Origin of the sequence: Xanthobacter dioxanivorans, assembly GCF_016807805.1 — a bacterium.
Classification (GTDB): Bacteria; Pseudomonadota; Alphaproteobacteria; order Rhizobiales; family Xanthobacteraceae; genus Xanthobacter; species Xanthobacter dioxanivorans.
This window is the reverse complement of the sequence record NZ_CP063362.1, coordinates 5,260,538-5,285,132: the sequence shown is the minus strand read 5'-3', so window position 1 is coordinate 5,285,132 and position 24,595 is coordinate 5,260,538. Positions and strand designations below refer to the sequence as shown.

The following is a 24,595-nucleotide window of genomic DNA, read 5'->3' as shown; positions in this document are numbered from 1 at the left end:
TCACTTGCCCTCCTTCAGGAGGCGAACGACCGGGAAGTCCTCCGGATCAAGGCACTCGCCCTTGTTCAGGGCGGCCTCGGCACCGGCGCGTGTCATCTCGAAGTGCGCCGACTTTTGCGCCCCGACACGCATCTGCATTTCTTTGACGCGCTGCGCGGCGCCCATTTCCTCCATTGCGCACCAGTCGCCATATGCAGCATGGCCGGGTCCGGCGAAGTACCGATTGCGGTAGCTGATGGTCATCCTGTTCGGGAGCCCGAGCGCGTGGCGGGCGAGTTCTCGCTGCACCCGAGAAAGCCGGCATCCCCCAGCGGGCGGCACAGCCACAGAGACTGCACCGCCCGCGTCCGCCGGGATGGTGGAGAGGGGGGCTTCCAAGGACCCCGGCGGATTCGTGTTGGTCATGCGGGCCTCGCAAAAGAACCAAACAGTTTTGTCGCTGCGCGGATGTAGGCTTTGTGCGCATCCGCCTCAGAATCGAAAAGACCCAGGTAATGAGTCTTTCCATCACATTTTACCTGAGCTTGCCATTTGCCTATACGTCGTATGAAAGTAGATCCCTTTAGCTTGTTTCCTTTTGCCTTCATATTCGCGTTGTTCTGGGTCGGCGTAGCAATGCGCAGGTTTCCAATTCTATTATCAAGCTTATCACCATTCGCATGGTCTATTATGCCGCCCGGCCAAAGCCCATAGTATATAAACCATGCTACCCTATGAGCTTGGATGACCCGGTTTTTGAATCGTATAACAAAGTATCCCCTACTATTTACATATCCAGCTTTAACGGGCATCCCACGCCTATAGCCAGAGCGAAGAGTTCTGAAAAAGTCGCCAGTCCAAGGGTCGTATATGATGTTATTTGCTAGCTCTACGTCGTAATCGTCTGGCATCACGCTGCGACGCCTCCCGCGTTCTTCTGGAGATCGGCAGGCGTCACGCCGAGCATGTCGGCGATCACATGCATGATCGCTGCCTTGCTCTCGTAGAACTGCTTCGCCCCCATGGCGCGCATGGACTGGCTCTTGGCTCGGCGGATGAGAACCGTGCTGCCCTCGATCTTGGCGAAGGCGAATTCGTCCAATGCCGGGACGGCCGCGACGATGCGTGCAGCCGCAGCTCGCGAGCCGGCATCGATCGCGACTTCGGTGAAATAGCCCGCCGCGATCAGTGCCCGTTTCCGAAGGTGGACTTCGGTCGGGTAGAGCGGGGCGATGTCCTCCGGAAGGTTCATCCAGGCATCGTGGAGCCAAGCGAACTGATGATTGTGGCTGGCGCCGGATCGCGGCTGCTCCACCACCAGGGCGTAGACCTCGCCGACAACGAAGAACTTGTCGGCTAGCTTCGCGAAGCGCTGAGAGACGGGCACGAACGCTTCGCCATCCCATTGCGTGGGGATAGGGGGCGCGCGGTCGTTCATGCTGCCGCCTTCCCGTCGCCATAGGCGCGGATGGTCTCCACCACCTCGTGCAGCTCAGCATTGAATTCGTCGACGGCACGGGAGAGGCCGGCGATGTAGACCTCGTCACGCTGAGCGCGCACCACCAGCGGCGGCAGGCGGGGCCAATAGGTCACGAGGTCAATCCACTCGCGCTCTGCGACCCAAAGCGCGCCCTGGCACTGCGCCTTGTGCTCGGGCGAAAACTCTCCCTTCAGCAGCTTCTCGATCAAAATGTGAGGAAGCGCGGTCTTGATTTCCAGCATGCCGTCGGAGCCGAGCATACTGTCCGGGCTGCACCCCTTGAGGCCGTTGATGATGAAGCCCACACGCTCGGGCTCGACATTGTGCTGGAAGGCGTACCAGTTGCGCGCCTCCTCCTCCATGACCTTGCCGCGCTCCATGTGGGCGTTGGTGAAGCTATCGGCCGGCTCGCCGGTGATGATCTCGCCGGCCAGCTTCAGCATGTAGGTGCAGCGGGTCTTGCTCTCGCCGCCGCCGCGCCCGGAGGCCATGACGGTGGCGAACTCGGAGGCGGTGGGCATGCCGGCGCGGACCCGGAACCATTCCTCGGTGCCCTGTTCGCAATTTACGATCTGCATGGTGGGCTCCTCAGTAGCGAATGGAGACGTGCGGCACCTGGCCGGCGATGATGAGCTTGAGGACGGCCTTGGCCGCTTCCTCGGCGATGCCGCCGCTGACCAGTGCCTGAAGCGCTTCTCGGTTGACCCGGCCCCGGTGCTGCTTGTCGGCTTCCCGGCGCTTGGCCTCGGCCTCTTCGGCGGCCTTCTCCTGCGCCTGCCGGCGGCGCGCGGCTTCCTCCGCATCGGCGGCCCGGCGCTCAGCATCCTCGGCGGCGCGCTTCAGATCCTGCTCCCGACGCTCGGCCGCTTCGCGTTCGCGCAGGATCGCCTCTTCGGCGCACCGAGCGTCGGCTGCGGCCTTTTCCTCGGCTTCGCGCTTCGCCTTCTCCGCAGCCTCTCGGGCGATCTGTTCCTCACGGTCCTTCTTCGCCCGCTCGTCAGCCTGACGGCGCAGCTCGGCGAGTTCGGCCTGTTCAGCCTCGTAGCGCCCGCGCGCCTCGATGCCGGCGGTCAGCGCCTGGACGGCAGCGTCCTTCGCCTTCGCATAGGCGGCCTCGTATTCCTCGCACTGGGGGCCGACACCGATGGCCTCGATTTCGGCGAGGAATTCCCGAAGCTCGTGCACCGGCCTTTGTAGAGGGGAGATGCCGGCGATCTGCTCCATGCGTGCGATGGTATTTTTGTGAGCATCGACGCGCGCTTCCTCCGCATCCTCCCAATCGGTAAGCGGCTTCCGGGCTTGTTCAGCCAGCGCTTCCAGCGTGTCCTTAGCGTGCTTTCTGGCGGCGTCGATTTTCTTCGGAATAAGCTTCTGTTCGTCGGCCAAACCCTTGCCGATGCCCTCGATATAGGTTTTGACCTTCGTCACTTTGGCGGCGAACGACCGGATCTCCCCACGGCCCTTGGACGTGGACACGTCGGCCTTGAAGGTGAAGACCTCGTCGCGAACCCGCTGAAGGTACGGCTCCAGGGCGTTCTCCGTGGTAAAGACAGCCAGCGCGGTCTGCGGCTCGATCTGGATGAGTTCGAGGTCCATCACTTCCCCCTCTTGCGTTCCAGGGCGGTCTTCGCTTCGTTGAAGCGGCTTGCAGGAAGATCGGCGAGACGTTCGATCCGCATGAAGGTGCAGAAGCGCTTTTCATCGGCCTCGACGCTGGCGGCGAGATCGCGCAACGCCAGCACCTGATCTTCCGAGATCATCTCGACGCCGCCGGCAGCGCGGCCATCGTCGTCACGGTCTTCGCGGGCTCGGCTCTGGAAATTCAGGAGCGCGCGGGCCGTGTAGCGCTGGCCATAGCTGATCGTGCTGCCGACGGCCTGCACCGAGTTCTTCGACCCGGTGCTGTCGTGCATCAGAGTGATGGTGGTTTCCTCCTGGTGGCCCTCGGTGTGGCTGAGGACGGCAGTGATGTTCTGCTTGCCGTCGGGCGCGACGCTGAGGCGGAACGACAGGGCGAAGCCATGGGCGCGCAGCACCGGCTGGATCGCCTCGTTGATGTCCTCCCACCGGGCGTATTTGGTTTCCTGAATGAGGACGCCGCTCTTCTCGATGCGGATCCGCCCGTTCTGGTCGATCGTCGGCAGATCGGCTTGCATGTCGGGAAGGGCCGCGAGGTAGGCGCGCTTTGCCTCTTCCGCTCGGATGGAGCGGTAATTGTCCATCAGGCTCGCGACCTTCGCGGCATCGATTTCCGGGTTGCTGGCGGCCTGCATGATGGCGCCGAGGATCGACCCGGCATCGGACTTGGCAGAGGCGCGGCGGGGGGCTACAGCGCGCGGTGCGCGTGGGGCCGGAAGATTGGCCTTGGCGGCGGTGGGTAGAACGAGATCATCGACCTCATTCAAATATGCAGTTTCAGACATTATCATCCCCCACGGCATGGACACGGGCGTCAGGATGCAAGGTGAAATCTCCGACCACCTCGTCTTCGTCGGACAAATCCAGAGCCATCTCTATGGTGCGCTCCAAAGACCATCTGGCTTCTCTTTGCTTGAGGCCGGCGAGAACCTTGATGAGAACGCCTCGCAGGCAAAAAACCTGAAGAGACAGGGCCGAATTCCTCCGGCCTGTCATGGCCGCAGTAACAAGCGCTCCTGCCGAGGCAGAGGAGACGATGGCGGCGAAGGTGAGGAGATCGATGGACATGGCTATTCCGCAGCCTCCGCAGCGGCAGGGCGCGGGTTCTCGATGGGCGCGACCCGGACGACCTCATTCACGTCGAGGATCATCGTCTCGCCGTTGAACTTTCTGGCCCAAAGATCACGCCCATCAACAGCGATGGCCGTCATGCACTCTCCGTCGTATTTGACCTGCTCTCCGGGCCAAATCTTCTGCCGGCGCAGCGTCAGGGCTTCGGCGCGGAAGCTCGCGGTGCTGAATGTCTCTTCGAGCTTGACCAGAACGCGCTCGCCGGGGCGCTCGTCAAATTCGACGACGCCGACCACGGTCACCAAATCGCCCTTGCGAAATGTTCTCATCACCAGCTCCTCGTCCATTTGCGAGCATCGTTCTCGTAACGGTGAAATTCGCGCCACTCGGCGTCGGTCCACTGCGTCACCGGCTTGCGCAGGAAAGCCTCGCGCTCCTCGCGCTCGGTGAGAAAGGCGATCCGCTGTTCGTTGCGAGCGATGCAGGCGGCGGTTTCCTGCGCCACGTCGTGCTCAAGGGCGGCAAGGTCGGATTTGTCCATGATCCCCTCCCGTTGGAGAGGAGCGGCCGGAGCCGCCCCAATTTATTGCCCGCCGTCGCCGTCGCCGTAGCCGTAGCCGTAGCCGTAGCCGTCGCCGTAGCCGTAGCCGTAGCCGGAGCCGTCGCCGTCGCCGTCGCCGTAGCCGTAGCCGTAGCCGTAGCCGTCGCCGTAGCCGTAGCCGTAGCCGGAGCCGTCGCCGGAGCCGGAGCCGGAGCCGTAGCCGGAGCCGTAGCCGTAGCCGTCGCCGTAGCCGTAGCCGGAGCCGTAGCCGTCGCCGGAGCCGTAGCCGTAGCCGTCGCCGTAGCCGTAGCCGTAGCCGGAGCCGTCGCCGGAGCCGGAGCCGTAGCCGGAGCCGTAGCCGTAGCCGTCGCCGTAGCCGTAGCCGTAGCCGGAGCCGTCGCCGGAGCCGTCGCCGGAGCCGTCGCCGTCAAGTTGCAGCGCCCTCATTACGGCGCTCGTCTCGCGGCGGCGCTTCGCCTCCTTGACAGCAGCGCCGACTGTGAACGCAGCAGGCCATTCCGGCTTGGCAGACGCCATCACGCCCGAGTAGCAAGCGCCTCCGCGAACGAGGTCGTCCGCAGTGATGATGCGATCCAGGGTGCTCACGCCGACACCCACTTGGCCCACGCGGTGTCGGACACCTCGAACACCGCCGTCACGTCGTGCAGGACCGGAATGTCGGCTTTCGCGCTGATGCGGCTCTTGCCGGTCGGGCCGGTCTCGGCCAACTCCATCACGCCCTTGGTCGTGCCCCAATAGATCGCCATGCGGGCGTCCTTGAGGGAGAGCGTCTTGGCGGACAGGTCAGTGTCGGCGGGCACGAGGCCGGCGAACACGCCGCGATGGGCGGTAGTGACGAGGATCGGCTTGAGGTCGCTCATTGGTCTTGGCTTTCTCTTGGTGGTGGAAATAATCGGCGGCCGGAGCCGCCCCGGTGTGGTCAGCCCTTCCGGCTCAGGTCATCCACGAGGTGGGCCTGCTTGCTGGTGATGCGGCGGGGAGCGAGCTGGTGGGAAGCTTCGGCGATGGCTTCACGGACGCGGCCCATCACCTCCAAGGTGTTGGATCGGCCACCGTATTCCCTGTGCAGCCAATGGAGTTCCCGGTACGCCTCTTGAAGCGCTTCCAGCATCTGCGGCGCCGCGCCGATCATGGCGTCCCATTCCTCATCCGAGATGTCTCGGTGCAGAGGTTTCGTCTCGGTGCTGGTGGGCTGGGTGCTCATGTCGTCCCCTCGTGTTCGATGAGGAGACAATACCATTTTGGTTTTATGCGTCAACACCAAAACGGTGTTTGTTTTTGCGCACTCCTGTTATCCTCCCTCACGCCCCGTGGTGGGGCGCACGAAAAAGCCCGCCCTCGATATCCCGAGGGCGGGCATGGGAGGGCGTGATGGTGACGGGCGGGAAGCTACGAGAGCGCGGGCCGGTGCAGTGGGTTACGGTTCCAGAATTTTGGACAGGAGGTCGCGAAGCTGCGCCGCGCCCTGTCGTGGTAATCCAATTCGAATGGGGTGAAGCCGCCCTGAAAGCCCTATCTCAGCCGTTATCACGGGACCGTCGTCTCGAAGTGCAAATGAGGTGGCCTTGATCGCTGGCGCCCCGTCGCCTGGACGGAACTTCTCCCGCGCGTCGATGATCGCATTTTCCAACGCAGGCAGCATCACTTCGAAGACCGTCGTCGGGAGTGACACGATGAAGCGTGCGCCGTCAGCATCGAGCATCTCGATCCCGATGACTTTGCCCTCATCCATTGGGTAGGCGCCGGCAACCATCCGGCCTTCGATCTCAGGTATCTGCTGCGTCATGCTCCCCTCCCCCTTTATCGCCATAGTTGCGCTGGCGTCAGGAAGAGTCGAGAGCGCACGAAAAAGCCCGCCGGTTAGGGCGGGCTTTTCCTATTCTTCCACTCCTAGCCTCGCTCTCAACATCGCGATGATGTCTCGGCGCTCGACCCCGGCTAGGCTGTCCGGGTCAGGGACAATGTGTGGCTGTTTCTCTCGATCCTGGTGCAATGTCGCGCCATTGTATGACGGCTTCATTGGTGTGAGCCCGAGCACCTTGATCGCGGCCCGGTATTCATCTGCTGTCACGCAGCGGCTGCCATCGACGCGTTGACGGTCACATGCGCCGGCCAGAAATTATCGCTGAGGCGCGATTTTTCCAGGGTTACGCTCTGGACCGTGTGCCCTTGGTGCTCAAGGATGTCACGCGCGGCGATTGGGAGCCTCTCTTCCATCTCGGCCATGGTACGGCCGTGGACCATGAGGCCCGGCATGTCCTCACTGGTGGCGAGGAGAAGGCCGGTTTCCCTGTGACGTTTGATTTCGACGTTGATCATTTGCTCCATGTGGTGGCTCCAGATGGCGCCGCCAGCGTCCCGATGCGGCGCCTGCGCGATTATGCGGGGCTGGCTCGCAATTGCCAAATTACAAATTCGATGGGCTTTAGATCGCGCCATGCGCTGGCATGCCCACCTCACATATCAATGATGGACCGCCGGAGGCGGGCTAGCGCTTGAGCGTGTCGGCGCACCGGTCCACGCCGGAGATCACGTCGGCTCGGAAGGCTGGGAGAGCAAACGCCTCGACCTTGGAAGAGGTGCCGGCGGCCATCACGCGGACGAAATACAGTTCGTTTCCTGGCGTCGTGATGGTCTGCTGCATCGTGATTTCATAGACGGAGCCGGGTGCAGTCGTGGCGGCAGAGTGGGTGATTGGATAGGGGCGATTGAAGTCGGCAGGGAACTTGGAATTCAGGCCGGTTATGACGCAGGCCACGGCGGTATCGACGGGTATAGGAAGCGTCCACGTGGCCGATGGCCCGTCATTGCGTGGCGTTGACGCACATCCGGCAAGGGCGGCGACCAAGATCAATGCCGCCGGGAAGATGTCGAATTTCATCCCACCACCCCAAACCGCCGAAGCACACGGCCGATGATCTGGATCTCTGAAAGTGCCCTATCCTTGGGCGGATGCTTCGGGTTGTCGGAGATGATCCGCACCACGATTTCCTCGTCACGGGGGTGTGAGGCAACCTCAAGCCGCTTGATCACGACGCCCCCGAAATCGTCCGTAAGGCAGTAGACGCCGTCGGGCGACGGCAGGCGGTGCCTGGTGTCGACAAAGACGAAGTCGCCCTCCATGAGCGTGTCGGCCATGCTGTCCCCTTGAACGGGCACCACGATCACGTCCCGCGCCTTGAGCCCGAGGGACGCAAGAACATCGCCCGGAAGGCGCCAGAAGTCGCGGACATGTTCCGCCGCGAACGTCATCCCAGATCGGCCCGGCACACCATCCGAAATGACCGTGAGGCCGCCGCCGCCCATGCCCGCGGTCACGTCGAGTTGGGCTGATGCATCATCTGGAATGCCCCGGCGCCCTGTTTCCTGCCCGATCGTCATTGGGCGGTCGCCCGGCTTGCCGATTTGAGCGGCAACCTCTTCCGATTCGAGGTGGCGCGCCCGGTCCGGGAAAAGCAGGTCGGAAGGGTCAATGCCCAGATGCGGCGCAATGCGCACCGCCCACTCCTTGGTGAGCTTGCGCTGGCCTTTTTCAAGCCGGTCGATTTGAGCCTGTGAAGTGCCGACCAGTTTGGCCAGCGCTTCTTGGCTCATCTCGCCTCGGTGGGCACGTAGCGGGTTCATACCGAATTGGTACTCAATGCCCCGGTGACGGTCTAACACCAAGGTGGTGTTTTTCAGTTGCGTGATAAAACCAATATGGTATTGTCGCCGCATGAAGCTGGGAACTCATCTCACCGCCAACGGCATCACCCACGCTGAGTTTGCGATCCGTATCCGGACATCGCAGGCCGCAGTCACACGATATGTGCTTGGGCAGCGGACCCCACGGCCCGACGTGATCGCGCGCATCTCTGAGGCGACGGCCGGAGAAGTGACCGCGAACGACTTCATGCCCGACTACGCCCACCAGCCCGCCCCCGAACAGACAGGGAGCGCTGCGTGATGGCCCAGCTTCCGACGCGCCCCACGGTAGCGCCTCTACCGCAGAAGACTCCTCGCGAACTTGTTCGGGAAATGGCCGACGCTCTCTCGCCCCTTATGCGCATTGGCGTCGCCCCTTGGGAGCATATCGAGGTCCCCATTGGGCCGGACACGTCAGCATCAATCCGGTTCAAGGGGCGAGTGGGCCGCCTCGAAATCGAAGTGCTGATCAAGCATCTGACGCTGCTCTGCGAAACGCTCCCGGCGGGTGACTGGGCGAAGCCGGCAACGGCCGACGATATCCGGTCGATCATGGAAGACGCCCTTAACATCAAAATGCGGGAGGGCTGAGCCATGAGCATGTTTCATGTGGGGCAGCGGGTGGTGTGCATTACGGATGTTTATTCTGTCCCCGCGGCCAAAAATCTTTTGGATAATGGTTACAAATTCCCGACGAAAGGGATGCGGTATACCATTCGGCATATTTGCAAAATAAATGGAAGCGTTTGTCTTTTGGAGGAAATTGTAAACCATCCTCTTCCGTGGAAGTCGGAAGAGCCGGGGTTTGGACTAAGCCACTTCCGCCCCGTCAAAGACACCTCCATCGAAGTCTTCCGCGCTCTCCTCGCCCCCATCCATGAGCGAGAGAACGCATGACGCCCTCACTCCAGATAGGGGCGCCGGACGGTTGCCCTGATATCATCATCGGCATCCGGTTTGGGGGCGGGAATACCTGCCCGGCGAGCGTGGGCGTCGGGCCGATGAAAGAGCCGATCCGGCCCGCCCGCGGCGCAAGCCGTACATTTCCCGGTCAATCGGCTCGACCCACGCATTTATTCCAAGCGCCGGCCGGCTTCCGGAGCGACTTCCACACCGGCCGGCGCGCGGGCCGCTCCACGCGGGGCATTGCGCGCGGCCCGATCCCTAAGCCTCTCCACGATGGCGCCGGCAAGCGTTCCGATCGCGGCGAAGCCCTGAATTTCGTTCCCCTGGCCGAGTTCCTCCCGGCCCACCTTCCCCTGGCTTGCTTCGGCTGGCTGGGGGCCTTCTTCAACGCGCGCCGCTGGCCATCCTGCAAGATCATCAGCCGCGCGCCACATGGTTCCGTCTCCCGGTCACTCCCGATGCTTGAAGTAAAGCAGAAGGAGATACCGCAGTGTCGGATAATGATACCGAGTTCTCGGCCAATCGCACCGAGCACAAGGTGAGGGTCATGAGCGCAGTCGTAAGAGCATCTGAACATCTCCGTGAGCTTTCAAAGCCATACGCACCCGGCGAGGGCGTGAAGGGCGCGATTAACCGCGTCGCCAAGCTCGTCAACGAAGTGGGCCGGGCGCGAGGCATCCTGAAAGATCCGATCCGCACGTCCCGCATAGAGGACATGTGGCGGCGGCAGGCCCGGCGCATCGACGCTGAGGAGATGGACGCGATCCGTGCGGCGCTGGCTCTGAAAGAAGCTGCCCAGAAAGAGAAGAACGTCAATGACGCCCAAGCAGAATACGCCGGGCTGGTCGCCCGCATCGCCGCGCTCGAAGCTGCCCTTCGCCTTTGCACCACGGACGAAGGCCGGTCTTCTCTGGCTGCGCTTCTCCAAGCGGGTCGCCCGCTGGATCGCCCCATGGATTGATACGGAGATCGGCCAATGACCGGCATCGGCGACAACAGCGAGGCCGGCGCAGGGCTGGTCAAGAGCTTTGTGGACCGCATCCTCCGGCTCAAGGAAGAGCAGGACGCGATCGGCGACGACGTCAAGGACGTGTACGCCGAGGCAAAGTCGCAGGGCCTCGACAAGACCGCACTGGGCAAGGTGGTCGCGAAGATCCGCGCCAACCAGAAAAACCCCGACAAGTACGCCGAGACGGAAGCCTTGGTGGAACTCTACATGAATGCGGTTGAGGCGGAAGCCCTCACGCATGCGCGTGCGTGAGGAGTGTCCCGATGATCGTCCTTCACCTTCCCATCCCGCCCTCGGTCAATGAGCTGTACCGCATCCGTGACGGCGCCCCTCGCAAGTCGGACCGGGTGAAGACCTGGACCCGCGCCGCGCATGGGCATTTCCTTGAGCAGGGAGGCCACAGGGCGGGCAAGATCGTCGGCCGCTTCCACCTGACCGTCATCCTCGACGAAAAGCGCCGTGGCACGTCCGACGCGGACAACAGGCTGAAGGTTCTTCTGGACTACCTGCAGAAGGGCGCGCGGGTCATCTCGAATGATCGGTTCGCGGACAGCATCACGGTTCGTTGGGGCCATGCGCCTGTCGGCTGCACGGTGATGATTGAACCGGTGTTTGCGGAAGCGCAGGCCCCGCGCGCCGCAGAGTGACCCTCACCACCGTAACGATCACACCGAGGACCGCATGATGGCCGCCACTATCGCAGCCCCCCAGTGGCCGGAAGAAGAGAAGGCCTTCGCGCTCGATCTGGACGCTCATGGCTTCTCGGCATCGAAGATAGCCGAAGAGCTGAACCGCGAGTTCGGCACAATGCGCACCCGCAATTCCGTCATTGGAATCATTCACAGGTCCGGTGTTCGGGAGAAGCGCGGGAAGAGAACTAAGGTGCGCTCGACGGCTGGGCCGCCGAGGACGGAAACATCCAAGCGGCACCGCAAGGAGCGCATGGAAAACATCGCCCTTGATCAGGAATGCCTTGCTGCCGAAGTGCCCGAAACCCATCCGCCTTCGCCTGAAGGTGGCGTGTCTATTATGGATCTTGAGCGTTGGCACTGCCGCCGGGTGGTGCACGAGAGGCCTGCGATGTTCTGCGGGAAGCCTGCGGCCTTCAACACCTCATGGTGCACCGAGTGCGCGCCGCAGATCTTCACCAAGGACGGCTTCGAGCGGCTCTTAGCCAATAAGAAGGCGCCCATCCACCTGAGGGCTGCGGCATGACAAATGCGCACGACTGGATTCGAGTGGCAACGCCAATCCGTGGTCAAAGGCCAGACCTTATTCAGATCATCATTTTGCGCGTATGCGCGCATTTCATGGTGTCCAGGTTGGATGTGATCTCGCCGCGCTGCGCAGCTCATGTGGTGCGGGCAAGACATGTCGCCATGTACCTGTCCAAAGAGCTTACCTCAAAAACCATGGCTGGCATCGGACTGCGGTTTGATCACCGCGATCATACGACCGTTCTCCACGCGGTGCGCAAGATCTCCGCCCAGATCCAGACCGATCCTGTCCTCGCCGCTGAAGTCGAAGCCATCCGCCGGCAGATCGAAGGGGGTGACCATGCCCCGTCCGAGTGAGGTGGAGAAAGCTGCGCGCGACATGGAAGCGGCATGGAAGGTTGTTGAGAACGGCGAGCGCCTTCCACCGGCCAAGCGAGCGCTTCTCCGCGAGGGTGTGAAGAAGGGCATCTCGTTTCTGAAGGAATGGGCGGAGACCGCACGCCAGCGGCAGGGGGCGGCAAAATGAGCGCAGACATCATCAGCTTGCACGAGCACCGCGCGTCGCGTGACGACGCAAGGGGGATCCTCATAGCAGAGGCCCGTCGTCGGTATGCCGAGGCGAAGCAGGCGGCCGAGGCGAGCCTAGACATGCGGGATGGCATCCATGCCGCCCGATGCTTCGTCGCGCTAGCTGACGCGCTCCATGCGGCCGAGCGTGACGTGACAGACATCGATGCGCTGTTCCCCGCCATGGTCTCAGCATGGGAGATGGCGGCGGAAGCGTTGGCGAGGTGCCGGACGAGGGGGCGGGAGAGCGAAAAGTGAATAAGAATACGGTCACTACAATGATGGTTGTCAGGGCAATCGAGCGCGCAGCTAAGGGCGCCGCAGAAATACTAGAAGAAACTATCGCCCCGAGCCTAATGAGCGCAAAGGATAATGTCGAGAGCCCAATTGAAATTCTACTGCTGTGCGCCTTAGAGGCCGTATCTATCGTCCGCTGGAGGTCGGCAGGTATGACTTGGCGGAATTTTGACATGCTCAAGTCGTGTGCGATTGATCGCGATGAAATCTTTATCATACCGCAGTTCCCAATCGTAATCGATAGGATGAACTGCCGAGTTGACCTAATGATCGCTCAGGGGCCGGAAGCGCGCCCGATGGTGGCCGTAGAGTGTGATGGGCACGATTATCATGAGAGAACGAAAGAGCAAGCGCGCAGAGACCGGGCGCGAGATCGGGCTATCCAAATGATGGGCATTGCATCACTGCGATTTACGGGGTCTGAAATAAATGAGGACCCTTGTGGGTGCGCCCTTCAAGTCCTCGACTATTTGGACCGATAATTATGTCTGGGCGGCCTTGGTATAAACGCTATGGCGCTGACTTCGTGCACGGCTGCCTTGGGCTGACTCTTGAAGAGAAGGGCGCCTATAGCCTGTGCCTGGACTTGATCTATGACCGCGGCGGTCCGATCCCCGATGATGCACGCTGGCTCGCCGGGGTATGCGGTGTGTCGGTACGGAAGTGGTCCGCACTTCGTGGCCGACTGATCGATGCGGGTAAGCTTGTAGAGACTGGCGGACGCCTGTCCAATACGCGCGCCGAAAAAGAGATCGAAACTGCCGCGAAAACATCTCAAAAACTCGCAGAAAGCGGCGCGAAAGGTGGCTTTAATCGTGCTGTAAATGCAGCCTCATCAATAAATAACAATGATTTAGATGAAGCCAGCCTTAAGCATACGCGCATAAACCAGAAGCCAGATGCCAGAGAAGATATATCCGATACTGACGTATCGGTGTCGCCGCCTGCTTCGCTGGAAATTTCTGAAGCGTTCCAATTTTACAATGTTGTGGCGGATAAAGTTGGGTGGCCGAAGGCAGATAGGCTGACGGCCACCCGAAAATCAGGGTTGAAGGCCCGGTTGGCAGATTGCGGTGGAAGCGCCGGCTGGCGCGCCGCCCTGGAGCGGGCTGGGGCATCGTCGTTCCTGTCGGGAGATAACGATCGAGGGTGGAAGCCCAATATCGATTTTTTTCTCCAAGCCAAGAGCTTCACCAAGCTCTTGGAGGGTGCATACGACCGCACAGTGCAGCCCCGCGCCTCGCCGTCATGGGCTCCCGTGGACACCAAGGCGGCCCTTGAACGAGCGATGGCTAAGGCAGGCATTCAGACATGAGCGCAGAAGCTGCATTCGTCAATTTTATCAGGCCGATGATGGTCGCGTTCAAGGACCCTCCGTCTGGTGATCCAGAAGCGTTTTTCCAGGCTTTGAGCGAGGATCTGGCCAGCTTCAGCCAGTACCAGCTTGAGGCCGGGGCGCGGCATATCCGACGCGAGCGCACTACGCGGACATTCCCGACCGTGGCGGAGTGCATCGCGGCGTGCGCCCGGTGGCCGGCAGTGGAGCCGGTTCGCACGGAAGTCCCTGCGGCGGTGGGATCGGCAGATGTCGACGATGTCGCTTCGTGGCACCGGAAGCGGCAGGCGTTCGCGATGATGCGGCAGAGCTATGACCTGTCGCGCCAGGCGTCGAAAGAGGGCTGGCTGGGGCAGCTTTTCGACTACGCGATGGAGCGCGGGATGCTCCCGCCGCCCGAAGCTTCCGGGCGCCTGTGCGCGCAAGCCGAAGGCGTGAGGTCGCAGCTTGCCGCGGTCCAAGGCGGGTTAGGCCTGAGCCTGATCGAGGCCTACCGCACCCGGTACAAGTCGATACAAGACGGTGTTTTCAGCGATGAACGGGCCGCCTGACCACTCCAGAGACGACAAGGGGCTGAGACATGAGCGAGACCGAAGAGGTGTTGGCGGTTTTTGAGGAGATGCGCGACCACATATGCGAAGTCGGGGGCCATGGATGGGGGATTATGTCCGGCGTGGCGGCTCGGCTTCGGGCATCAGAAGCGCGCGCCGCCGATCTCCGCAAGGATCTTCAAGCCGCGCAAACCGAGAAGGCCGGCCTTGAGGCATCCCGCATCCGCTGGAAAGCCGAAGCAGAGGCGGCAAAGGCCGAGGCCGAACGCTGGAAGGCAGCGGCGATGGGCAAGATCACGCCCGAATGGCGGGCGATCCACGAGGCAGGCGCCAAGCCCATCGAAGGCTAACAGGCCGGCAGATCGATTACGGGCGTCACTAGCGGCAATTCTGGACATAGGGGCTACATCGTCATGTCGAAGAACCGTAAGCGCCGTGGGCGGCCCTCCAACGCTAAAGTGCAGCGCTACGCCTGCGGCAAGATCCGGCCGGAATCACGGACCATGCGAGGAGAAACTGAGATGGCGATCCGGTCCACGGTTCTAGCCGCGCGTCAGCGGCTGTATGCGGTCCCCATGGCCGACGCCGGGTCCGCTGAAGCCGGCTACGAATTGGGGCGCCTCTGGCTGTCCGGAAAGATCAGTGCGCGTCAACTGGAGGCCGGGAAAGAGTATCACTGCCTCGTGGCCGACTACCAGAGGGCCATCGATATGCCATCGCCCTATCCGCAGGGCATGGACCTCGGCGCGGCCAGGGGCCTATCCCTTAAGGGCGAGCCAGACGAATCCCGCATCAAGCGGACGGTGAATCAGTACATGCGCTCCCTGACCGCAATGGCGGATGCCGGCAAGCCTGCAACTGTCGCCGTCCGGGAGGTGTGCGTCTACGATCGAGGCGTGTTTGATGTGGAAAACTTGGCGCATGGGCTCGATATTCTCGCAGATTTCTTCGGCATCCCGCTTGAGGCTGTTGACGGGCTGCGGCGACACAGGTAATTTCCGAAATTGAAGCTGAGCGAACTGCGCCGGCAGAAATGCCCATCATCTCAGCACACACGACCTCAACGCCGCCCGGGGCATGAGAGCCGGGACAATTTCGCGGGTTGGAGCGGCGACGCTCGCCGGCAAGAGCCGGTAGGCCGGGGCATACCTGGCGCCCGTGAACTAGATGCGGACCGACCGACAGGCCTCCGGGCACGAAGGCGGCGAGCATGGCGCTAAAGGCAAGCATCTGGCCCGCGCCGGCTGAGAGGCTGGCATCTCCCTTTGCGGGGGTGGTCTCGGCGACCTAAGGCCCTTCCAAGGCTCCAAGGCGGGTTCGATCCCCGCTCTCCGCTCCATCACGAGGGTGATTGGCCCTTGGGCTCTTCGATCCGCCATGGCCCGAACTTGTGATAGATCGCGGCGCAGGCAAGCGCAATGTGCCGGGGGATCTCCACCGGGCGCCCATCTTCCCGGCGAGACCCGCGCTCATAGTTTTCGATCGTGGCCTTGGAAACGCCAAGGGCTTCAGCGGCCTGCGCCTGTGTCAGCCCCACGACCTTGCGCCACGTCTTGAAGACCTCGTTGTCCATGGTATCCTCCGTTCAGGAGGTGAGACGCTTCCTGTTCCGGTGGGGACCGGGATTTCTCCCGATCCCCTTTTCGTCAGTTGATCTTCAGTGTCAGGCGCCAACCGAACAACCTGAAGGTCAACCTCAACCGGACTTTCACGCGTCTCACCTCCTTTCGCTTCACCGGGTCACCGCGACCCGGTAAGAATGTTGTATCGTACTCAGTACGAATACACAAGCTGAAAACTCGATCTTTAAGCCAGTTTTGTACGAATTTGCCCGCCCGGCGTCCGCTGCGGCGGGCTTTCTCGTTGAGGCCCGCTCCATGCTCCTTCTCCTGATCGGCTTCATCGCGATCTGGTTCGGCTTCGGCTGGGCTACGGGCTATGCGCGCAGGGATTGAACGATGGCTGAGATCCACGTCATGCCCGGCGTCGAGCGCCGCGACCTTATCGGCCCGGAAATTCCCGCGCGCCAGACGCTAGAAGAAGCGATCACCGCTGGGCTGCATGATGTGATCATTGTCGGCAAATGGCCGGACGGATCACAGTATGTCGCAGTGAGCATGGCCGACGCGGACCGGGCCGCCGGAATTATGCTCCGCGCTGCGAATTGGCTCACATCGGTCAGGATCGACAATGACGCGGTGATCGATACGGAAGATGGGGCGTGAAGTGACCGGGAAGCCGAAGCCAAAGACGGATTGGGAGCGCATCGAAGCAGAATACCGCACCGGCAAGCTCTCCGTCTCGGAAATCGGCCGTCAGTACAGCGTGAGCCATACCGCGATTAACAAGCGGGCGAAAAGGGAAGGGTGGGTTCGCGACCTTTCCGAGAAGGTCCAGAAGCTGGTTTCAGCCCGTCTGGTTTCAGAAGGGGTTTCAGCCGCCACGGTTTCTGAAACCGTAGAGAAGGCGGCCGAGCGCGATATCCAGATTGTTCGCCAGCATCGGGCGGATATCCGCGACCAGCGCGTCCTTGTCGGCGACCTCGTGGCCGAGCTGCGGGAATCGACCTCGTTTCGAGAAGAGATCGAAGCGGAGATTGAGGAGGAGACGGCAGACGACCGAAGCCCCCGGCGGCGTGAACAGATGCTTCGGGCCGTGGCGCTGGCGTCTCGGGTCGGCGTGGCGAAGGACCTGGCTGCGGCGACGAAGACGCTGGTGGAGTTGGAGCGGCAGGCGTTCAACATCGGCAGGGGTGAGTCGTCCGAGACGACACTGACGGACCTTCTCCGGCAAATCTCCGGCACAGCATTCCGCCCGACCGAAGAATGACCGACGCCGAGCTGGTGGAGGCGCTGAAGTCCCCGGACTGGCGCCTGCGCAACCTGTACTGGATCACGGACAAGGGCGGGACGAAGGTCAAGTTCACCCCATGGGCGGAGCAGGAGAAGTTCCTCGCCAACCTGTGGTTCCGCAACATCATCCTGAAGGCGCGGCAGCGAGGGTTCTCGACGCTGATCCAGCTAATGATGCTGGACACGTGCCTGTTCAACGAAAACATCAACGCTGCCGTGATCGCGCAGGATCAGGAAGCGGCGACGGTGATCTTTCGCAAGATCAAGTTCGCCTATGACAACCTGCCCACGGCCGTGCGCGAGATGCTTCCCCTGGCGCGGGACAGCGCATCGGAGCTGATGCTGGGCAACAACTCGTCGCTGCGCGTGGCGACCTCGGTTCGATCCGCGACGCTTCAGTTTCTCCACGTCTCCGAGTTCGGAAAGATCTGCGCCAAGTACCCAGAGAAGGCGAGGGAGGTGCTCACCGGTTCGCTCCCGGCCGTGGACCAGAGTGGGATCGTCTGCATCGAAAGCACGGCTGAGGGGCGCGAGGGCTCATTCTACGACATGGTGACGGCATCGCGCACCTTGGCCGATGCGCGGAAGGCTCTGTCGAAGCTGGACTATAGGTTCCATTTCGCCCCGTGGTGGGATGCGAAGGAATACGAGATCGACCCGGAAGGTGTGGGGCTCACGCTGAAGGACACGCTCTATTTCGAGCGGATGGAAGGCCGGGCGCTCGCCGAGATCGGGCCGCGCAAGCGCGCATGGTACGTGAAGACGCGGGACACGCTCTTTGCGGGCGATGCGCAGATGATGCGCCAGGAGTTCCCTTCGGATGCGGACGAGCCTTTCGAGGCGTCCACAGAGGGCGTTTACCTTGCCGAGCAATTGGCGGCGGCCCGGCGTGAAGGACGGATCACACGGGTTCCCTACGATCCTCGGGCGCCGGTCAACACGTTTTGGGATTTGGGCGGCGGGCGTGACGAAATGGTGGTCTGGTTCCACCAGAGGATCGGCCTACGGGACCAGTGGATCAACTACCTTGAGGCGGCCGGCGAGCCCTTCGTTTGGTTCGTTAATAAGATGCAGGCCATGGGCTACGTCTGGGGCAAGCACTTCCTGCCGCATGATGGGAATACACGACATCCGGGCGCGGAGGCGCTGAAGACACCAGCCGACATGCTTGAGGGCCTTGGTCTTCGGGATATCGAAATCGTTCCGCGCATTTCGGACGTGGTAATCGGAGTGCAGCAGCTCCGGGACGCCTTCCCGTCCTACTGGTTTGACGAAGAGAACTGCGCCGAAGGGCTCAAGCATTTGGGCCTCTACCGCAAGGAATGGAATGAGCGTCTTGGCGTGTGGTCCGATCGGCCGCGCCACGACGCCCACAGCCATCCGGCGGACGCGATACGCCAGCATGCACAGGGCTATCGGGCGCCATCGTCTCGGAACCCGCAGAAGCGCCGCGCCTCGAACTGGCGCACAGCCTGACAACTTCTGATTGGTGATTTTCCGGGGGTTTAACCCGGCCTAACGCGACCACGCACGCTGTGGTTGCGAAAGAGGGCATTTGATGAACGATCACGTCCTCGACCTCACGCGCACCGCCTGGAAGCAGGCGCACGGCGATCTGGAGGCCATCGGCACATGGCTCCTGCATCGGGACGGCCCGCTGCCGTGCCTTGTGCTGAAGCCGCGCAATGCCCAGCGGCATGACCAGTTCATCCCGTGCGTGGTGCTCCAGAAAAACGCATGGGTGTGGTCGGAGGCGATCGGCGACGGAGCCGAGGCGGCGCGGACGGCCTGCGAATTCGCCGGGGCGCTCGGCCTCGACACGCACAATTCGACCAACATCATCCGGGTAGCCTCGATCATCCGCGACCACATCGGCGACCTCCTGTCTATCCCGCCCATGCCGATGGAGCGTGAGGTGGTGGGCGAAGCGACGGTGACGGACGAGCGCGGGCGCGTGACTGAGGGGGAGATCATGGCCCGTGTTTGAGGTTTCCGCCAAGCGCACCGAAAGCCCGGTCCCCAAGATCGAACCGGCCAAGGCCGCGCCGAAGCCGAACGATCTGGACAGCGAGGAGCTTTCCCGCCTGCATGGCGCGCTGCTGGACTATTATGCCCGCGAGCTGGATCGGCAGAACGAGAACCGCCTTGAGCAGGCTGTGGATGAGGACTTCTACGATTCCATCCAGTGGCGGGCCGAAGACGCAAAGGTGCTGAAGGAGAGGGGGCAGGCCCCTATCGTCTACAACGTGATAGCGTCCACGGTCGATTGGGTGCTCGGCACGGAAAAGCGCGGCCGCTCGGACTTCAAGGTGCTGCCGCGCCGGAAGGAAGACGGCAAGCCGGCAGAGAAGAAGACCGCCCTTCTCAAATACCTGTCGGATGTAAACCGCACCCCGTTCCACCGGTCCCGGTCGTTCGAGGATTCCGTCAAGGTCGGCATTGGCTGGCTTGAGGATGGTATTCAGGACGCCGATGATGAGGAACCCATCTCGTCGCGCTATGAGAGCTGGCGCAACATGCTGTGGGACACCGCGGCGACCGAACTCGACCTGTCGGACGCACGTTACCTGTTCCGGTCCAAGTGGGTTGATTTGGATATTTCTGAAGCGCTGTTTCCGAAGCGCTACGAGGTTCTGCGCCGGTCCCTGTCGGACAGCGATTCCACCTATTTCATCGGCCAATATGGCGACGAGGCCATGGACTCGGCGGAGTATGCCAACGAGACGAGCGGAGGCCTTCGTCCGGCCTCCTATGCCCAGAACCATCGCCAGCGGGTGCGCATCATCGAAGGCTGGGTACGCCGGCCGGTGATGGCCTCGCGGCTGAAGGGCGGCCAGTTCTCCGGCGACCTGTTCGACCCGTCCTCTCCGGGTCACGTTGAGCAGGTGAATTCAGGGCAGGCCCAGCTCGTGGAAAAGGTCACGATGCTGATGCACGTGGCGCTGTTCACCAGCGCCGGCCTGCTTTGGTTTTCCCCGACGCCGTACCGGCACAACCGCTTTCCTTTCACCCCGATCTGGGCCTATCGCCGCGGCCGGGACGGGATGCCCTACGGCATGATCCGCCGGCTCCGCGACATCCAGGAGGACATCAACAAGCGCGCCTCCAAGGCCCTCGCCATCCTGTCCTCGAACAAGGTCATCATGGACGAAGGCGCCGTTGATGACCTGGATGAGTTCGAGGAAGAGGTAGCCAAGCCTAACGCGATCATCGTCAAGAAGGCCGACAAGGAACTGAAGATCGACGTGGACCGCGACCTGTCGCAGTGGCACCTCGAACTGATGTCCCGCTCCATCCAGATGATCCAGCAGCAGAGCGGGGTCACGGACGAACTTCTCGGCCGCACCACGAATGCGCAATCCGGGATCGCGGTGCAGCGCCGGCAGGAACAGGGGTCGCTCACGACCACCAAGCTCTTCGACAACCTCCGCCTCGCGTCTCAGGTGCAGGGCGAGAAGCAGCTTTCCCTTGTTGAGCAGTTCATGAGCGAGGAAAAGCAGTTCCGCATTACCAATATGCGTGGCGGCCCGGAATTTGTCACCGTGAACGACGGCCTGCCGGAGAACGACATTGTTCGCACCAAGGCGGACTATGTGATTTCGGATGCGGACTGGCGCGCTACCATGCGGCAGGCGGCGGCGGACCAGCTTATGGAGATGCTGACCAAGCTCCCGCCGGAAGTCGCCATGACCATGCTCGATCTTGTTGTCGAGAACATGGACTTGCCGAACCGCGACGAAATCGTGAAGCGCATCCGTTCCATTACGGGCCAGCGCGATCCCGACGCAGACGAGCCGACGCAGGAAGAGATGGTGCAGGCGGAACAGGCGCAGAAAGCGCAAGCCGTGCAGGAACAGGCGCTTCAGCTTCAGCTTCGGGGACAGGCCGCGCAGATCGCCAAGACGGAAGCCGACACGGCCAAGATCGGGGCGCAGATCGCGGACTTGCAGTCGAAACTGGCCGGCACGAACGTCGCAACGCAGAGGGCGGCCATCGACACCGCGCAGACGGCGGCCGTCGCTCCCATGCTTGCGCCCGTGGCTGATCAGATCCTGAACGAAGCCGGGTTCGTCTCGGCTCCGGAACAGCAGCAGCGGGCACTTGAGCAATCCGCGATGCAGGAAGCCATGGCGCGCCAGCAGGTAGCGCAGCAGGAGCAACAGGCGGCCCAACAGCCGCAGGAACCCCCGGCGCAGATGGCGCCTCAACCTCAGCCAGGAGCCTAAGAATGGCCGGCAAGTACACCAACGACGAACTGGAATTGCTGACCGAGGAAGAGCGCGCCGGCCTCATTGAGGAACAGGGCGCGCCGGAAGAGGTCAAGACCGAGGCAGAGGCCGGCAAGGAGACGGCTGTTGAGGCCGCTACCGAACCATCCCCGGAAGCCGCCCCTGCGGAGCCGGAGAAGGTGGAAGAGGCGCCCGCCGCCGAAGCCGCCCCTGACGAGCCGAAGACCGAAGCCCAGCCCAAGACAGCCGTCCCGAATTGGACCGTCCCGGCCGATACCGACGCGAAGCTCCAGGCTCTGGACGCCAAGGAAACGGAAGTCGAGACGAAATTCCAGGCCGGCGAGGTCACGAACGCGGAATACCGCGAACAGGTCCGCGCCATCGACAAGGAGCGTCGCGCCATCGAAGGTGCGAAGCTGAAGGCCGAAATCGCCGCCGAGACCAAGGCGGCGGTGTGGGCACAGCAGACCGTATCCGGCTTCCTTGACGCCCATCCAATCTATGGGCAGAACGAAACCCTGTTTGGGGCGCTGGATATCGAGGTGCGCAAGCTCCAGGCGAGCGCGTCGGACCCGTTCTCCCCGTCCATCCTCACCAAGGCGCACGCGAAGGTGCAGGCGGCATTCTCTGCCATCGGCGGCCCCAAGGATGCTCCGGCTGCGGAAAAGCCCAAGGCCGACGCGAAGCCCGCGCCCAAGGTGACCGAAAAGCAGATCGAGGTGAAGCCTCGCGACCCGGTGCCGCCCTCGCTCGCCAAGGTGCCCGCTGCTGAGGTGGAATCCACGGACGGCGGCAAGTTCGCCTATCTGGATCGGCTCCAGGCCAGCGACTATGAGGCATTCGAGGTCGCTCTGTCCAAGCTTTCGCCGGCTGATCACAACGCCTATCTGGCGAGCGCCTGACGCATGCTCACGCTCAACGTCCGCATCGGGGAGACGGTTCGCATCGGCGACGCCGCCACCGTGACCGTTGAGCAAAAGTCGGGACAAAGCGTCCGATTGATCTTCGATGCGGACAAGAGCGTCCCGATCACAATCGTTGACCCCACGAAGAAAGCAGTATCGTGGGGCCTCACAGGAGTTCGTCAAGAACAACAGACCGAAAGCGCCTTGAAAAGCACTTAAAGCTGAAGTATATTACGCCCACGAGACGCGCAAGATGTGCCGATCGTGATCCCTAACACGGTCACGGAGACACATCATGCAGACCGTTATCCCCTTCGGCGATCCGAAGGCAGTCAAGCGTTGGTCCGGCTCTCTCTTCCTCGACGTGGTGAAGAAGAGCTATTTCGACCGAAAGTTCGTGTCCACTTCCGACAACGCCGTGATACAGCGCCTGACGGATCTGGACTCTTCGTCTGGCGACACGATCAACTTCGATCTGTCCGTCCAGCTCCGCAACAAGCCGACCTACGGTGACAACCGTGTGGACGGCAAGGCGGAGAATCTGAAGTTCTTCTCCGACGAGGTGAAGATCGACCAGATGCGCCACCAGGTGTCCGCCGGTGGCCGTATGTCCCGCAAGCGCACCGAGCACGACCTTCGCATGGTCGCCAAGGACCGCCTGTCGGACTATTGGTCGAAGTTCATCGATGAGATGCACTTCATCTACCTCTCCGGCGCTCGCGGCATCAACGCGGACTTCACCGAGGAGACCACCTGGGCCGGTCACGCCTCCAACTCGATCCAGGCGCCGGACACGGGCCACATCATCTACGGCGGCGACGCCACGGCGAAGAACAACGTCGATTCCTCGGACGTGATGTCCGTGACCGTCGTGGAGAAGTCCGAGACCAAGGCGCGAATGATGCGCTCCACCGACCCCACCACCGTGAACATGCTTCCGGTGACCGTGGAGGGCGAGGCTCGCTACGTGCTGCTGATGTCTCCCTTCCAGGAGCATTCGCTGCGCACCTCCACCACCTCGGGCCAGTGGCTCGATATCCAGAAGGCCGCCGCCGCGGCCGAGGGGAAGAACAACCCCATCTTCAAGGGCGGCCTCGGCATGATCAAGAACGTGATCCTACACTCGCACGAGAGTGTGATCCGTTTCTCCGACTACGGCTCCGGCACCAACCTGCCCGCGGCCCGCGCGCTCTTCCTCGGCCGTCAGGCCGGAGTGGTCGCGTATGGCTCTCCGGCCTCCGGTGGCATGCGCTTCACCTGGGTGGAGGAAGACGCGGATGCCGGCAACGAGCACCTCGTCACCGCCGGCTGCATCGTCGGCGTGAAGAAGACCCGCTTCAACAGCAAGGACTTCGGCGTCATGGCCGTGGACACCTACGCTGTCGATCCCAACGCCTGATAGGGGAGACTCCCATGGCCGTTTTCAACTCCAAGTACGCCACGCGCGAGTATCCCGTCCCCTATCCGGACGGCTCCGCTGAAGTGATCGCGGTGCGGTTCGCCTACACGGTGCCCGCAACTATCGCGCTGAACGACATCATCGAGATTGCCGTGCTTCCGGCCTATTGCCGGGTCGTGGACATGATCCTCGATGCCGACGATCTGGATACCGGCGGCTCTCCGGCCATCGTTCTCGACGTGGGCATCATGTCGGGCGCAGTGGGCGACGGCGGGACGCGCACCATCGGGGCGGAGTTCTTCTCCGGAGCCACCACGGCACAGGCGGGCGGCGTTGTCCGCCCGACCCTGAAGACCGCCTTCCGCGTCGCTCCCACCAGCGATCACCGCTCCATCGGGGTGAAGATCGCGACTGCTGCGGCGACTGCCGCGGCCGGTGAAATTGGCCTCACCGTCCTCTACGCCACGGCCTGAGGCTGACGGCAGAGCAACCCCAAGGGGCGGTCTTCGGGCCGCCCTTTTTCTATGGAGACGGCCAATGCTCATTGAATGCATCGCCAAGGTGAGCGGGACGGTCGAGACCGCCATCTCCAACGACGTGTACGTGTTCCGCCTCGATGCCCATGGGCGCCTTGTGTGCGACGTGGACCGGGAAGAGCACCAAGCGGCGTTCCTCTCCCTGACCGGCGTTTATCGCGCGGCGGAAGCGGTGAGTGCGTCTGCCCCGGAGGCCGCTGCTGTAGAGCTGGAAGCCTCGACTGCCCCGGAAGAGCCCGGCCCCCCGGCTGAAGCGCCCGCCGACACCCTCGCCGGCAAGACGTGGGACGAACTCGCGGCCCTCTACGAAGCTAAGTTCGACCGCAAGCCCCATTCCAAGACCAGCCTCGCGACGCTGATTGAGCGGCTGACCTGAC

42 protein-coding genes are annotated in these 24,595 nt (G+C 62.4%); 25 read left to right on the top strand and 17 right to left on the bottom strand.

Going from position 1 to position 24,595, the window contains the following annotated elements; genetic code table 11:
- From EZH22_RS24680 to EZH22_RS24605, 16 genes are all read right to left on the bottom strand, one after another.
- A complete protein-coding gene (locus tag EZH22_RS24680) occupies nucleotides 1-405 on the bottom strand; it encodes a hypothetical protein (protein ID WP_203193016.1) in 405 nt (134 codons plus the stop codon).
- Nucleotides 402-890, bottom strand: coding sequence for an HNH endonuclease (locus tag EZH22_RS24675; protein ID WP_231711576.1), 489 nt, complete (start codon nucleotides 888-890; stop codon nucleotides 402-404). The genes EZH22_RS24680 and EZH22_RS24675 overlap by 4 nt, the downstream gene beginning before the upstream one ends.
- Nucleotides 890-1,417: a hypothetical protein gene (locus EZH22_RS24670; RefSeq protein ID WP_203193013.1), complete on the bottom strand. Its 528-nt coding sequence runs from the start codon at nucleotides 1,415-1,417 to the stop codon at nucleotides 890-892. Before EZH22_RS24670 ends, EZH22_RS24675 begins: the two co-directional genes overlap by 1 nt.
- On the bottom strand, nucleotides 1,414-2,037 hold the full coding sequence (locus EZH22_RS24665; RefSeq protein WP_203193012.1) for a lambda exonuclease family protein: 624 nt from the start codon (nucleotides 2,035-2,037) through the stop codon (nucleotides 1,414-1,416). Before EZH22_RS24665 ends, EZH22_RS24670 begins: the two co-directional genes overlap by 4 nt.
- Nucleotides 2,038-2,047: 10 nt before the next feature.
- The gene (locus EZH22_RS24660) at nucleotides 2,048-3,055 is read right to left on the bottom strand and encodes a hypothetical protein (RefSeq protein ID WP_203193011.1); all 1,008 of its coding nucleotides are present in this window, start codon (nucleotides 3,053-3,055) and stop codon (nucleotides 2,048-2,050) included.
- Nucleotides 3,055-3,864, bottom strand: coding sequence for an ERF family protein (locus EZH22_RS24655; RefSeq protein WP_231711131.1), 810 nt, complete (start codon nucleotides 3,862-3,864; stop codon nucleotides 3,055-3,057). Before EZH22_RS24655 ends, EZH22_RS24660 begins: the two co-directional genes overlap by 1 nt.
- 10 nt (nucleotides 3,865-3,874) lie before the next feature.
- Nucleotides 3,875-4,165, bottom strand: a complete 291-nt coding sequence (locus EZH22_RS24650; protein ID WP_203193009.1) for a hypothetical protein — start codon at nucleotides 4,163-4,165, stop codon at nucleotides 3,875-3,877.
- 2 nt (nucleotides 4,166-4,167) lie between these two features.
- The gene (locus EZH22_RS24645; RefSeq protein ID WP_203193008.1) at nucleotides 4,168-4,515 is read right to left on the bottom strand and encodes a hypothetical protein; all 348 of its coding nucleotides are present in this window, start codon (nucleotides 4,513-4,515) and stop codon (nucleotides 4,168-4,170) included.
- Nucleotides 4,497-4,709: a hypothetical protein gene (locus tag EZH22_RS24640; protein ID WP_203193007.1), complete on the bottom strand. Its 213-nt coding sequence runs from the start codon at nucleotides 4,707-4,709 to the stop codon at nucleotides 4,497-4,499. Before EZH22_RS24640 ends, EZH22_RS24645 begins: the two co-directional genes overlap by 19 nt.
- A gap of 42 nt (nucleotides 4,710-4,751) precedes the next feature.
- The gene (locus tag EZH22_RS24635) at nucleotides 4,752-5,315 is read right to left on the bottom strand and encodes a hypothetical protein (RefSeq protein ID WP_203193006.1); all 564 of its coding nucleotides are present in this window, start codon (nucleotides 5,313-5,315) and stop codon (nucleotides 4,752-4,754) included.
- Nucleotides 5,312-5,590: a DUF6948 domain-containing protein gene (locus tag EZH22_RS24630; RefSeq protein ID WP_203193005.1), complete on the bottom strand. Its 279-nt coding sequence runs from the start codon at nucleotides 5,588-5,590 to the stop codon at nucleotides 5,312-5,314. Before EZH22_RS24630 ends, EZH22_RS24635 begins: the two co-directional genes overlap by 4 nt.
- Before the next feature lie 59 nt (nucleotides 5,591-5,649).
- The gene (locus EZH22_RS24625; RefSeq protein WP_203193004.1) at nucleotides 5,650-5,934 is read right to left on the bottom strand and encodes a hypothetical protein; all 285 of its coding nucleotides are present in this window, start codon (nucleotides 5,932-5,934) and stop codon (nucleotides 5,650-5,652) included.
- A gap of 213 nt (nucleotides 5,935-6,147) precedes the next feature.
- A complete protein-coding gene (locus EZH22_RS24620; protein ID WP_203193003.1) occupies nucleotides 6,148-6,516 on the bottom strand; it encodes a hypothetical protein in 369 nt (122 codons plus the stop codon).
- Nucleotides 6,517-6,797: 281 nt separating this feature from the next.
- Nucleotides 6,798-7,058: a DUF1902 domain-containing protein gene (locus tag EZH22_RS24615; protein ID WP_203193002.1), complete on the bottom strand. Its 261-nt coding sequence runs from the start codon at nucleotides 7,056-7,058 to the stop codon at nucleotides 6,798-6,800.
- Nucleotides 7,059-7,218: 160 nt separating this feature from the next.
- The gene (locus EZH22_RS24610) at nucleotides 7,219-7,611 is read right to left on the bottom strand and encodes a hypothetical protein (protein WP_203193001.1); all 393 of its coding nucleotides are present in this window, start codon (nucleotides 7,609-7,611) and stop codon (nucleotides 7,219-7,221) included.
- Nucleotides 7,608-8,324: a LexA family transcriptional regulator gene (locus tag EZH22_RS24605; RefSeq protein ID WP_231711130.1), complete on the bottom strand. Its 717-nt coding sequence runs from the start codon at nucleotides 8,322-8,324 to the stop codon at nucleotides 7,608-7,610. The genes EZH22_RS24610 and EZH22_RS24605 overlap by 4 nt, the downstream gene beginning before the upstream one ends.
- Nucleotides 8,325-8,445: 121 nt before the next feature.
- Here EZH22_RS24605 and EZH22_RS33000 point away from each other — a divergent pair, with 121 nt between their 5' ends.
- The 15 genes from EZH22_RS33000 (at nucleotide 8,446) to EZH22_RS24530 (ending at nucleotide 15,292) form a co-directional block, all read left to right on the top strand.
- Nucleotides 8,446-8,676 carry a helix-turn-helix domain-containing protein gene (locus EZH22_RS33000; protein WP_203193000.1) on the top strand — a complete coding sequence of 77 codons (231 nt, stop codon included), beginning with the start codon at nucleotides 8,446-8,448 and terminating at the stop codon, nucleotides 8,674-8,676.
- Nucleotides 8,676-9,005 (top strand): hypothetical protein, encoded by a 330-nt coding sequence (locus tag EZH22_RS24590; protein WP_203192999.1) that lies wholly within the window; start codon nucleotides 8,676-8,678, stop codon nucleotides 9,003-9,005. The genes EZH22_RS33000 and EZH22_RS24590 overlap by 1 nt, the downstream gene beginning before the upstream one ends.
- Before the next feature lie 3 nt (nucleotides 9,006-9,008).
- On the top strand, nucleotides 9,009-9,311 hold the full coding sequence (locus tag EZH22_RS24585) for a hypothetical protein (protein WP_203192998.1): 303 nt from the start codon (nucleotides 9,009-9,011) through the stop codon (nucleotides 9,309-9,311).
- Nucleotides 9,312-9,810: 499 nt separating this feature from the next.
- The gene (locus tag EZH22_RS24580) at nucleotides 9,811-10,281 is read left to right on the top strand and encodes a hypothetical protein (RefSeq protein ID WP_203192997.1); all 471 of its coding nucleotides are present in this window, start codon (nucleotides 9,811-9,813) and stop codon (nucleotides 10,279-10,281) included.
- Nucleotides 10,282-10,296: 15 nt separating this feature from the next.
- Nucleotides 10,297-10,581, top strand: coding sequence for a DUF2312 domain-containing protein (locus EZH22_RS24575; RefSeq protein ID WP_203192996.1), 285 nt, complete (start codon nucleotides 10,297-10,299; stop codon nucleotides 10,579-10,581).
- A gap of 11 nt (nucleotides 10,582-10,592) precedes the next feature.
- Nucleotides 10,593-10,976, top strand: a complete 384-nt coding sequence (locus tag EZH22_RS24570; protein WP_203192995.1) for a RusA family crossover junction endodeoxyribonuclease — start codon at nucleotides 10,593-10,595, stop codon at nucleotides 10,974-10,976.
- A gap of 34 nt (nucleotides 10,977-11,010) precedes the next feature.
- Nucleotides 11,011-11,544 carry a GcrA family cell cycle regulator gene (locus EZH22_RS24565; protein ID WP_203192994.1) on the top strand — a complete coding sequence of 178 codons (534 nt, stop codon included), beginning with the start codon at nucleotides 11,011-11,013 and terminating at the stop codon, nucleotides 11,542-11,544.
- Entirely contained in the window at nucleotides 11,541-11,903 is a 363-nt protein-coding gene (locus EZH22_RS24560) for a helix-turn-helix domain-containing protein (protein WP_203192993.1), read from the top strand. The genes EZH22_RS24565 and EZH22_RS24560 overlap by 4 nt, the downstream gene beginning before the upstream one ends.
- Nucleotides 11,881-12,072 carry a hypothetical protein gene (locus EZH22_RS24555; RefSeq protein WP_210352041.1) on the top strand — a complete coding sequence of 64 codons (192 nt, stop codon included), beginning with the start codon at nucleotides 11,881-11,883 and terminating at the stop codon, nucleotides 12,070-12,072. The genes EZH22_RS24560 and EZH22_RS24555 overlap by 23 nt, the downstream gene beginning before the upstream one ends.
- Nucleotides 12,069-12,371 (top strand): hypothetical protein, encoded by a 303-nt coding sequence (locus EZH22_RS24550; protein WP_203192991.1) that lies wholly within the window; start codon nucleotides 12,069-12,071, stop codon nucleotides 12,369-12,371. Before EZH22_RS24555 ends, EZH22_RS24550 begins: the two co-directional genes overlap by 4 nt.
- Nucleotides 12,308-12,892 (top strand): hypothetical protein, encoded by a 585-nt coding sequence (locus tag EZH22_RS32995; RefSeq protein ID WP_408647645.1) that lies wholly within the window; start codon nucleotides 12,308-12,310, stop codon nucleotides 12,890-12,892. Before EZH22_RS24550 ends, EZH22_RS32995 begins: the two co-directional genes overlap by 64 nt.
- A 2-nt stretch (nucleotides 12,893-12,894) precedes the next feature.
- Nucleotides 12,895-13,725 (top strand): YdaU family protein, encoded by an 831-nt coding sequence (locus EZH22_RS24545; protein ID WP_203192990.1) that lies wholly within the window; start codon nucleotides 12,895-12,897, stop codon nucleotides 13,723-13,725.
- Nucleotides 13,722-14,297 carry a hypothetical protein gene (locus EZH22_RS24540; protein WP_203192989.1) on the top strand — a complete coding sequence of 192 codons (576 nt, stop codon included), beginning with the start codon at nucleotides 13,722-13,724 and terminating at the stop codon, nucleotides 14,295-14,297. The genes EZH22_RS24545 and EZH22_RS24540 overlap by 4 nt, the downstream gene beginning before the upstream one ends.
- A gap of 29 nt (nucleotides 14,298-14,326) precedes the next feature.
- Nucleotides 14,327-14,647 (top strand): hypothetical protein, encoded by a 321-nt coding sequence (locus EZH22_RS24535; protein ID WP_203192988.1) that lies wholly within the window; start codon nucleotides 14,327-14,329, stop codon nucleotides 14,645-14,647.
- 63 nt (nucleotides 14,648-14,710) lie between these two features.
- Nucleotides 14,711-15,292, top strand: coding sequence for a hypothetical protein (locus EZH22_RS24530; RefSeq protein ID WP_203192987.1), 582 nt, complete (start codon nucleotides 14,711-14,713; stop codon nucleotides 15,290-15,292).
- A gap of 344 nt (nucleotides 15,293-15,636) precedes the next feature.
- On the opposite strand, the gene EZH22_RS24525 is transcribed toward EZH22_RS24530, so the two are convergent.
- The gene (locus tag EZH22_RS24525) at nucleotides 15,637-15,870 is read right to left on the bottom strand and encodes a helix-turn-helix domain-containing protein (RefSeq protein WP_203192986.1); all 234 of its coding nucleotides are present in this window, start codon (nucleotides 15,868-15,870) and stop codon (nucleotides 15,637-15,639) included.
- A 385-nt stretch (nucleotides 15,871-16,255) separates the two neighbouring features.
- Between EZH22_RS24525 and EZH22_RS24520 the strand changes: the two genes are divergently transcribed.
- The 10 genes from EZH22_RS24520 (at nucleotide 16,256) to EZH22_RS24475 (ending at nucleotide 24,594) form a co-directional block, all read left to right on the top strand.
- A complete protein-coding gene (locus EZH22_RS24520) occupies nucleotides 16,256-16,522 on the top strand; it encodes a hypothetical protein (RefSeq protein WP_203192985.1) in 267 nt (88 codons plus the stop codon).
- Nucleotides 16,512-17,126 carry a hypothetical protein gene (locus tag EZH22_RS24515; RefSeq protein ID WP_203192984.1) on the top strand — a complete coding sequence of 205 codons (615 nt, stop codon included), beginning with the start codon at nucleotides 16,512-16,514 and terminating at the stop codon, nucleotides 17,124-17,126. The genes EZH22_RS24520 and EZH22_RS24515 overlap by 11 nt, the downstream gene beginning before the upstream one ends.
- A complete protein-coding gene (locus EZH22_RS24510) occupies nucleotides 17,123-18,625 on the top strand; it encodes a hypothetical protein (RefSeq protein WP_203192983.1) in 1,503 nt (500 codons plus the stop codon). Before EZH22_RS24515 ends, EZH22_RS24510 begins: the two co-directional genes overlap by 4 nt.
- 82 nt (nucleotides 18,626-18,707) lie before the next feature.
- On the top strand, nucleotides 18,708-19,136 hold the full coding sequence (locus EZH22_RS24505) for a hypothetical protein (protein WP_203192982.1): 429 nt from the start codon (nucleotides 18,708-18,710) through the stop codon (nucleotides 19,134-19,136).
- Nucleotides 19,129-21,375 carry a portal protein gene (locus EZH22_RS24500; protein WP_203192981.1) on the top strand — a complete coding sequence of 749 codons (2,247 nt, stop codon included), beginning with the start codon at nucleotides 19,129-19,131 and terminating at the stop codon, nucleotides 21,373-21,375. The genes EZH22_RS24505 and EZH22_RS24500 overlap by 8 nt, the downstream gene beginning before the upstream one ends.
- Nucleotides 21,376-21,377: 2 nt before the next feature.
- Nucleotides 21,378-22,280 (top strand): hypothetical protein, encoded by a 903-nt coding sequence (locus EZH22_RS24495; protein WP_203192980.1) that lies wholly within the window; start codon nucleotides 21,378-21,380, stop codon nucleotides 22,278-22,280.
- 3 nt (nucleotides 22,281-22,283) lie between these two features.
- Nucleotides 22,284-22,502 carry a carbon storage regulator gene (locus EZH22_RS24490; RefSeq protein ID WP_203192979.1) on the top strand — a complete coding sequence of 73 codons (219 nt, stop codon included), beginning with the start codon at nucleotides 22,284-22,286 and terminating at the stop codon, nucleotides 22,500-22,502.
- 76 nt (nucleotides 22,503-22,578) lie between these two features.
- Nucleotides 22,579-23,682: a N4-gp56 family major capsid protein gene (locus tag EZH22_RS24485; protein ID WP_203192978.1), complete on the top strand. Its 1,104-nt coding sequence runs from the start codon at nucleotides 22,579-22,581 to the stop codon at nucleotides 23,680-23,682.
- Nucleotides 23,683-23,696: 14 nt separating this feature from the next.
- Nucleotides 23,697-24,155, top strand: coding sequence for a hypothetical protein (locus EZH22_RS24480; RefSeq protein WP_203192977.1), 459 nt, complete (start codon nucleotides 23,697-23,699; stop codon nucleotides 24,153-24,155).
- 64 nt (nucleotides 24,156-24,219) lie between these two features.
- Nucleotides 24,220-24,594 (top strand): hypothetical protein, encoded by a 375-nt coding sequence (locus tag EZH22_RS24475; protein WP_203192976.1) that lies wholly within the window; start codon nucleotides 24,220-24,222, stop codon nucleotides 24,592-24,594.
- The last annotated feature ends 1 nt before the right edge of the window (nucleotide 24,595 follow it).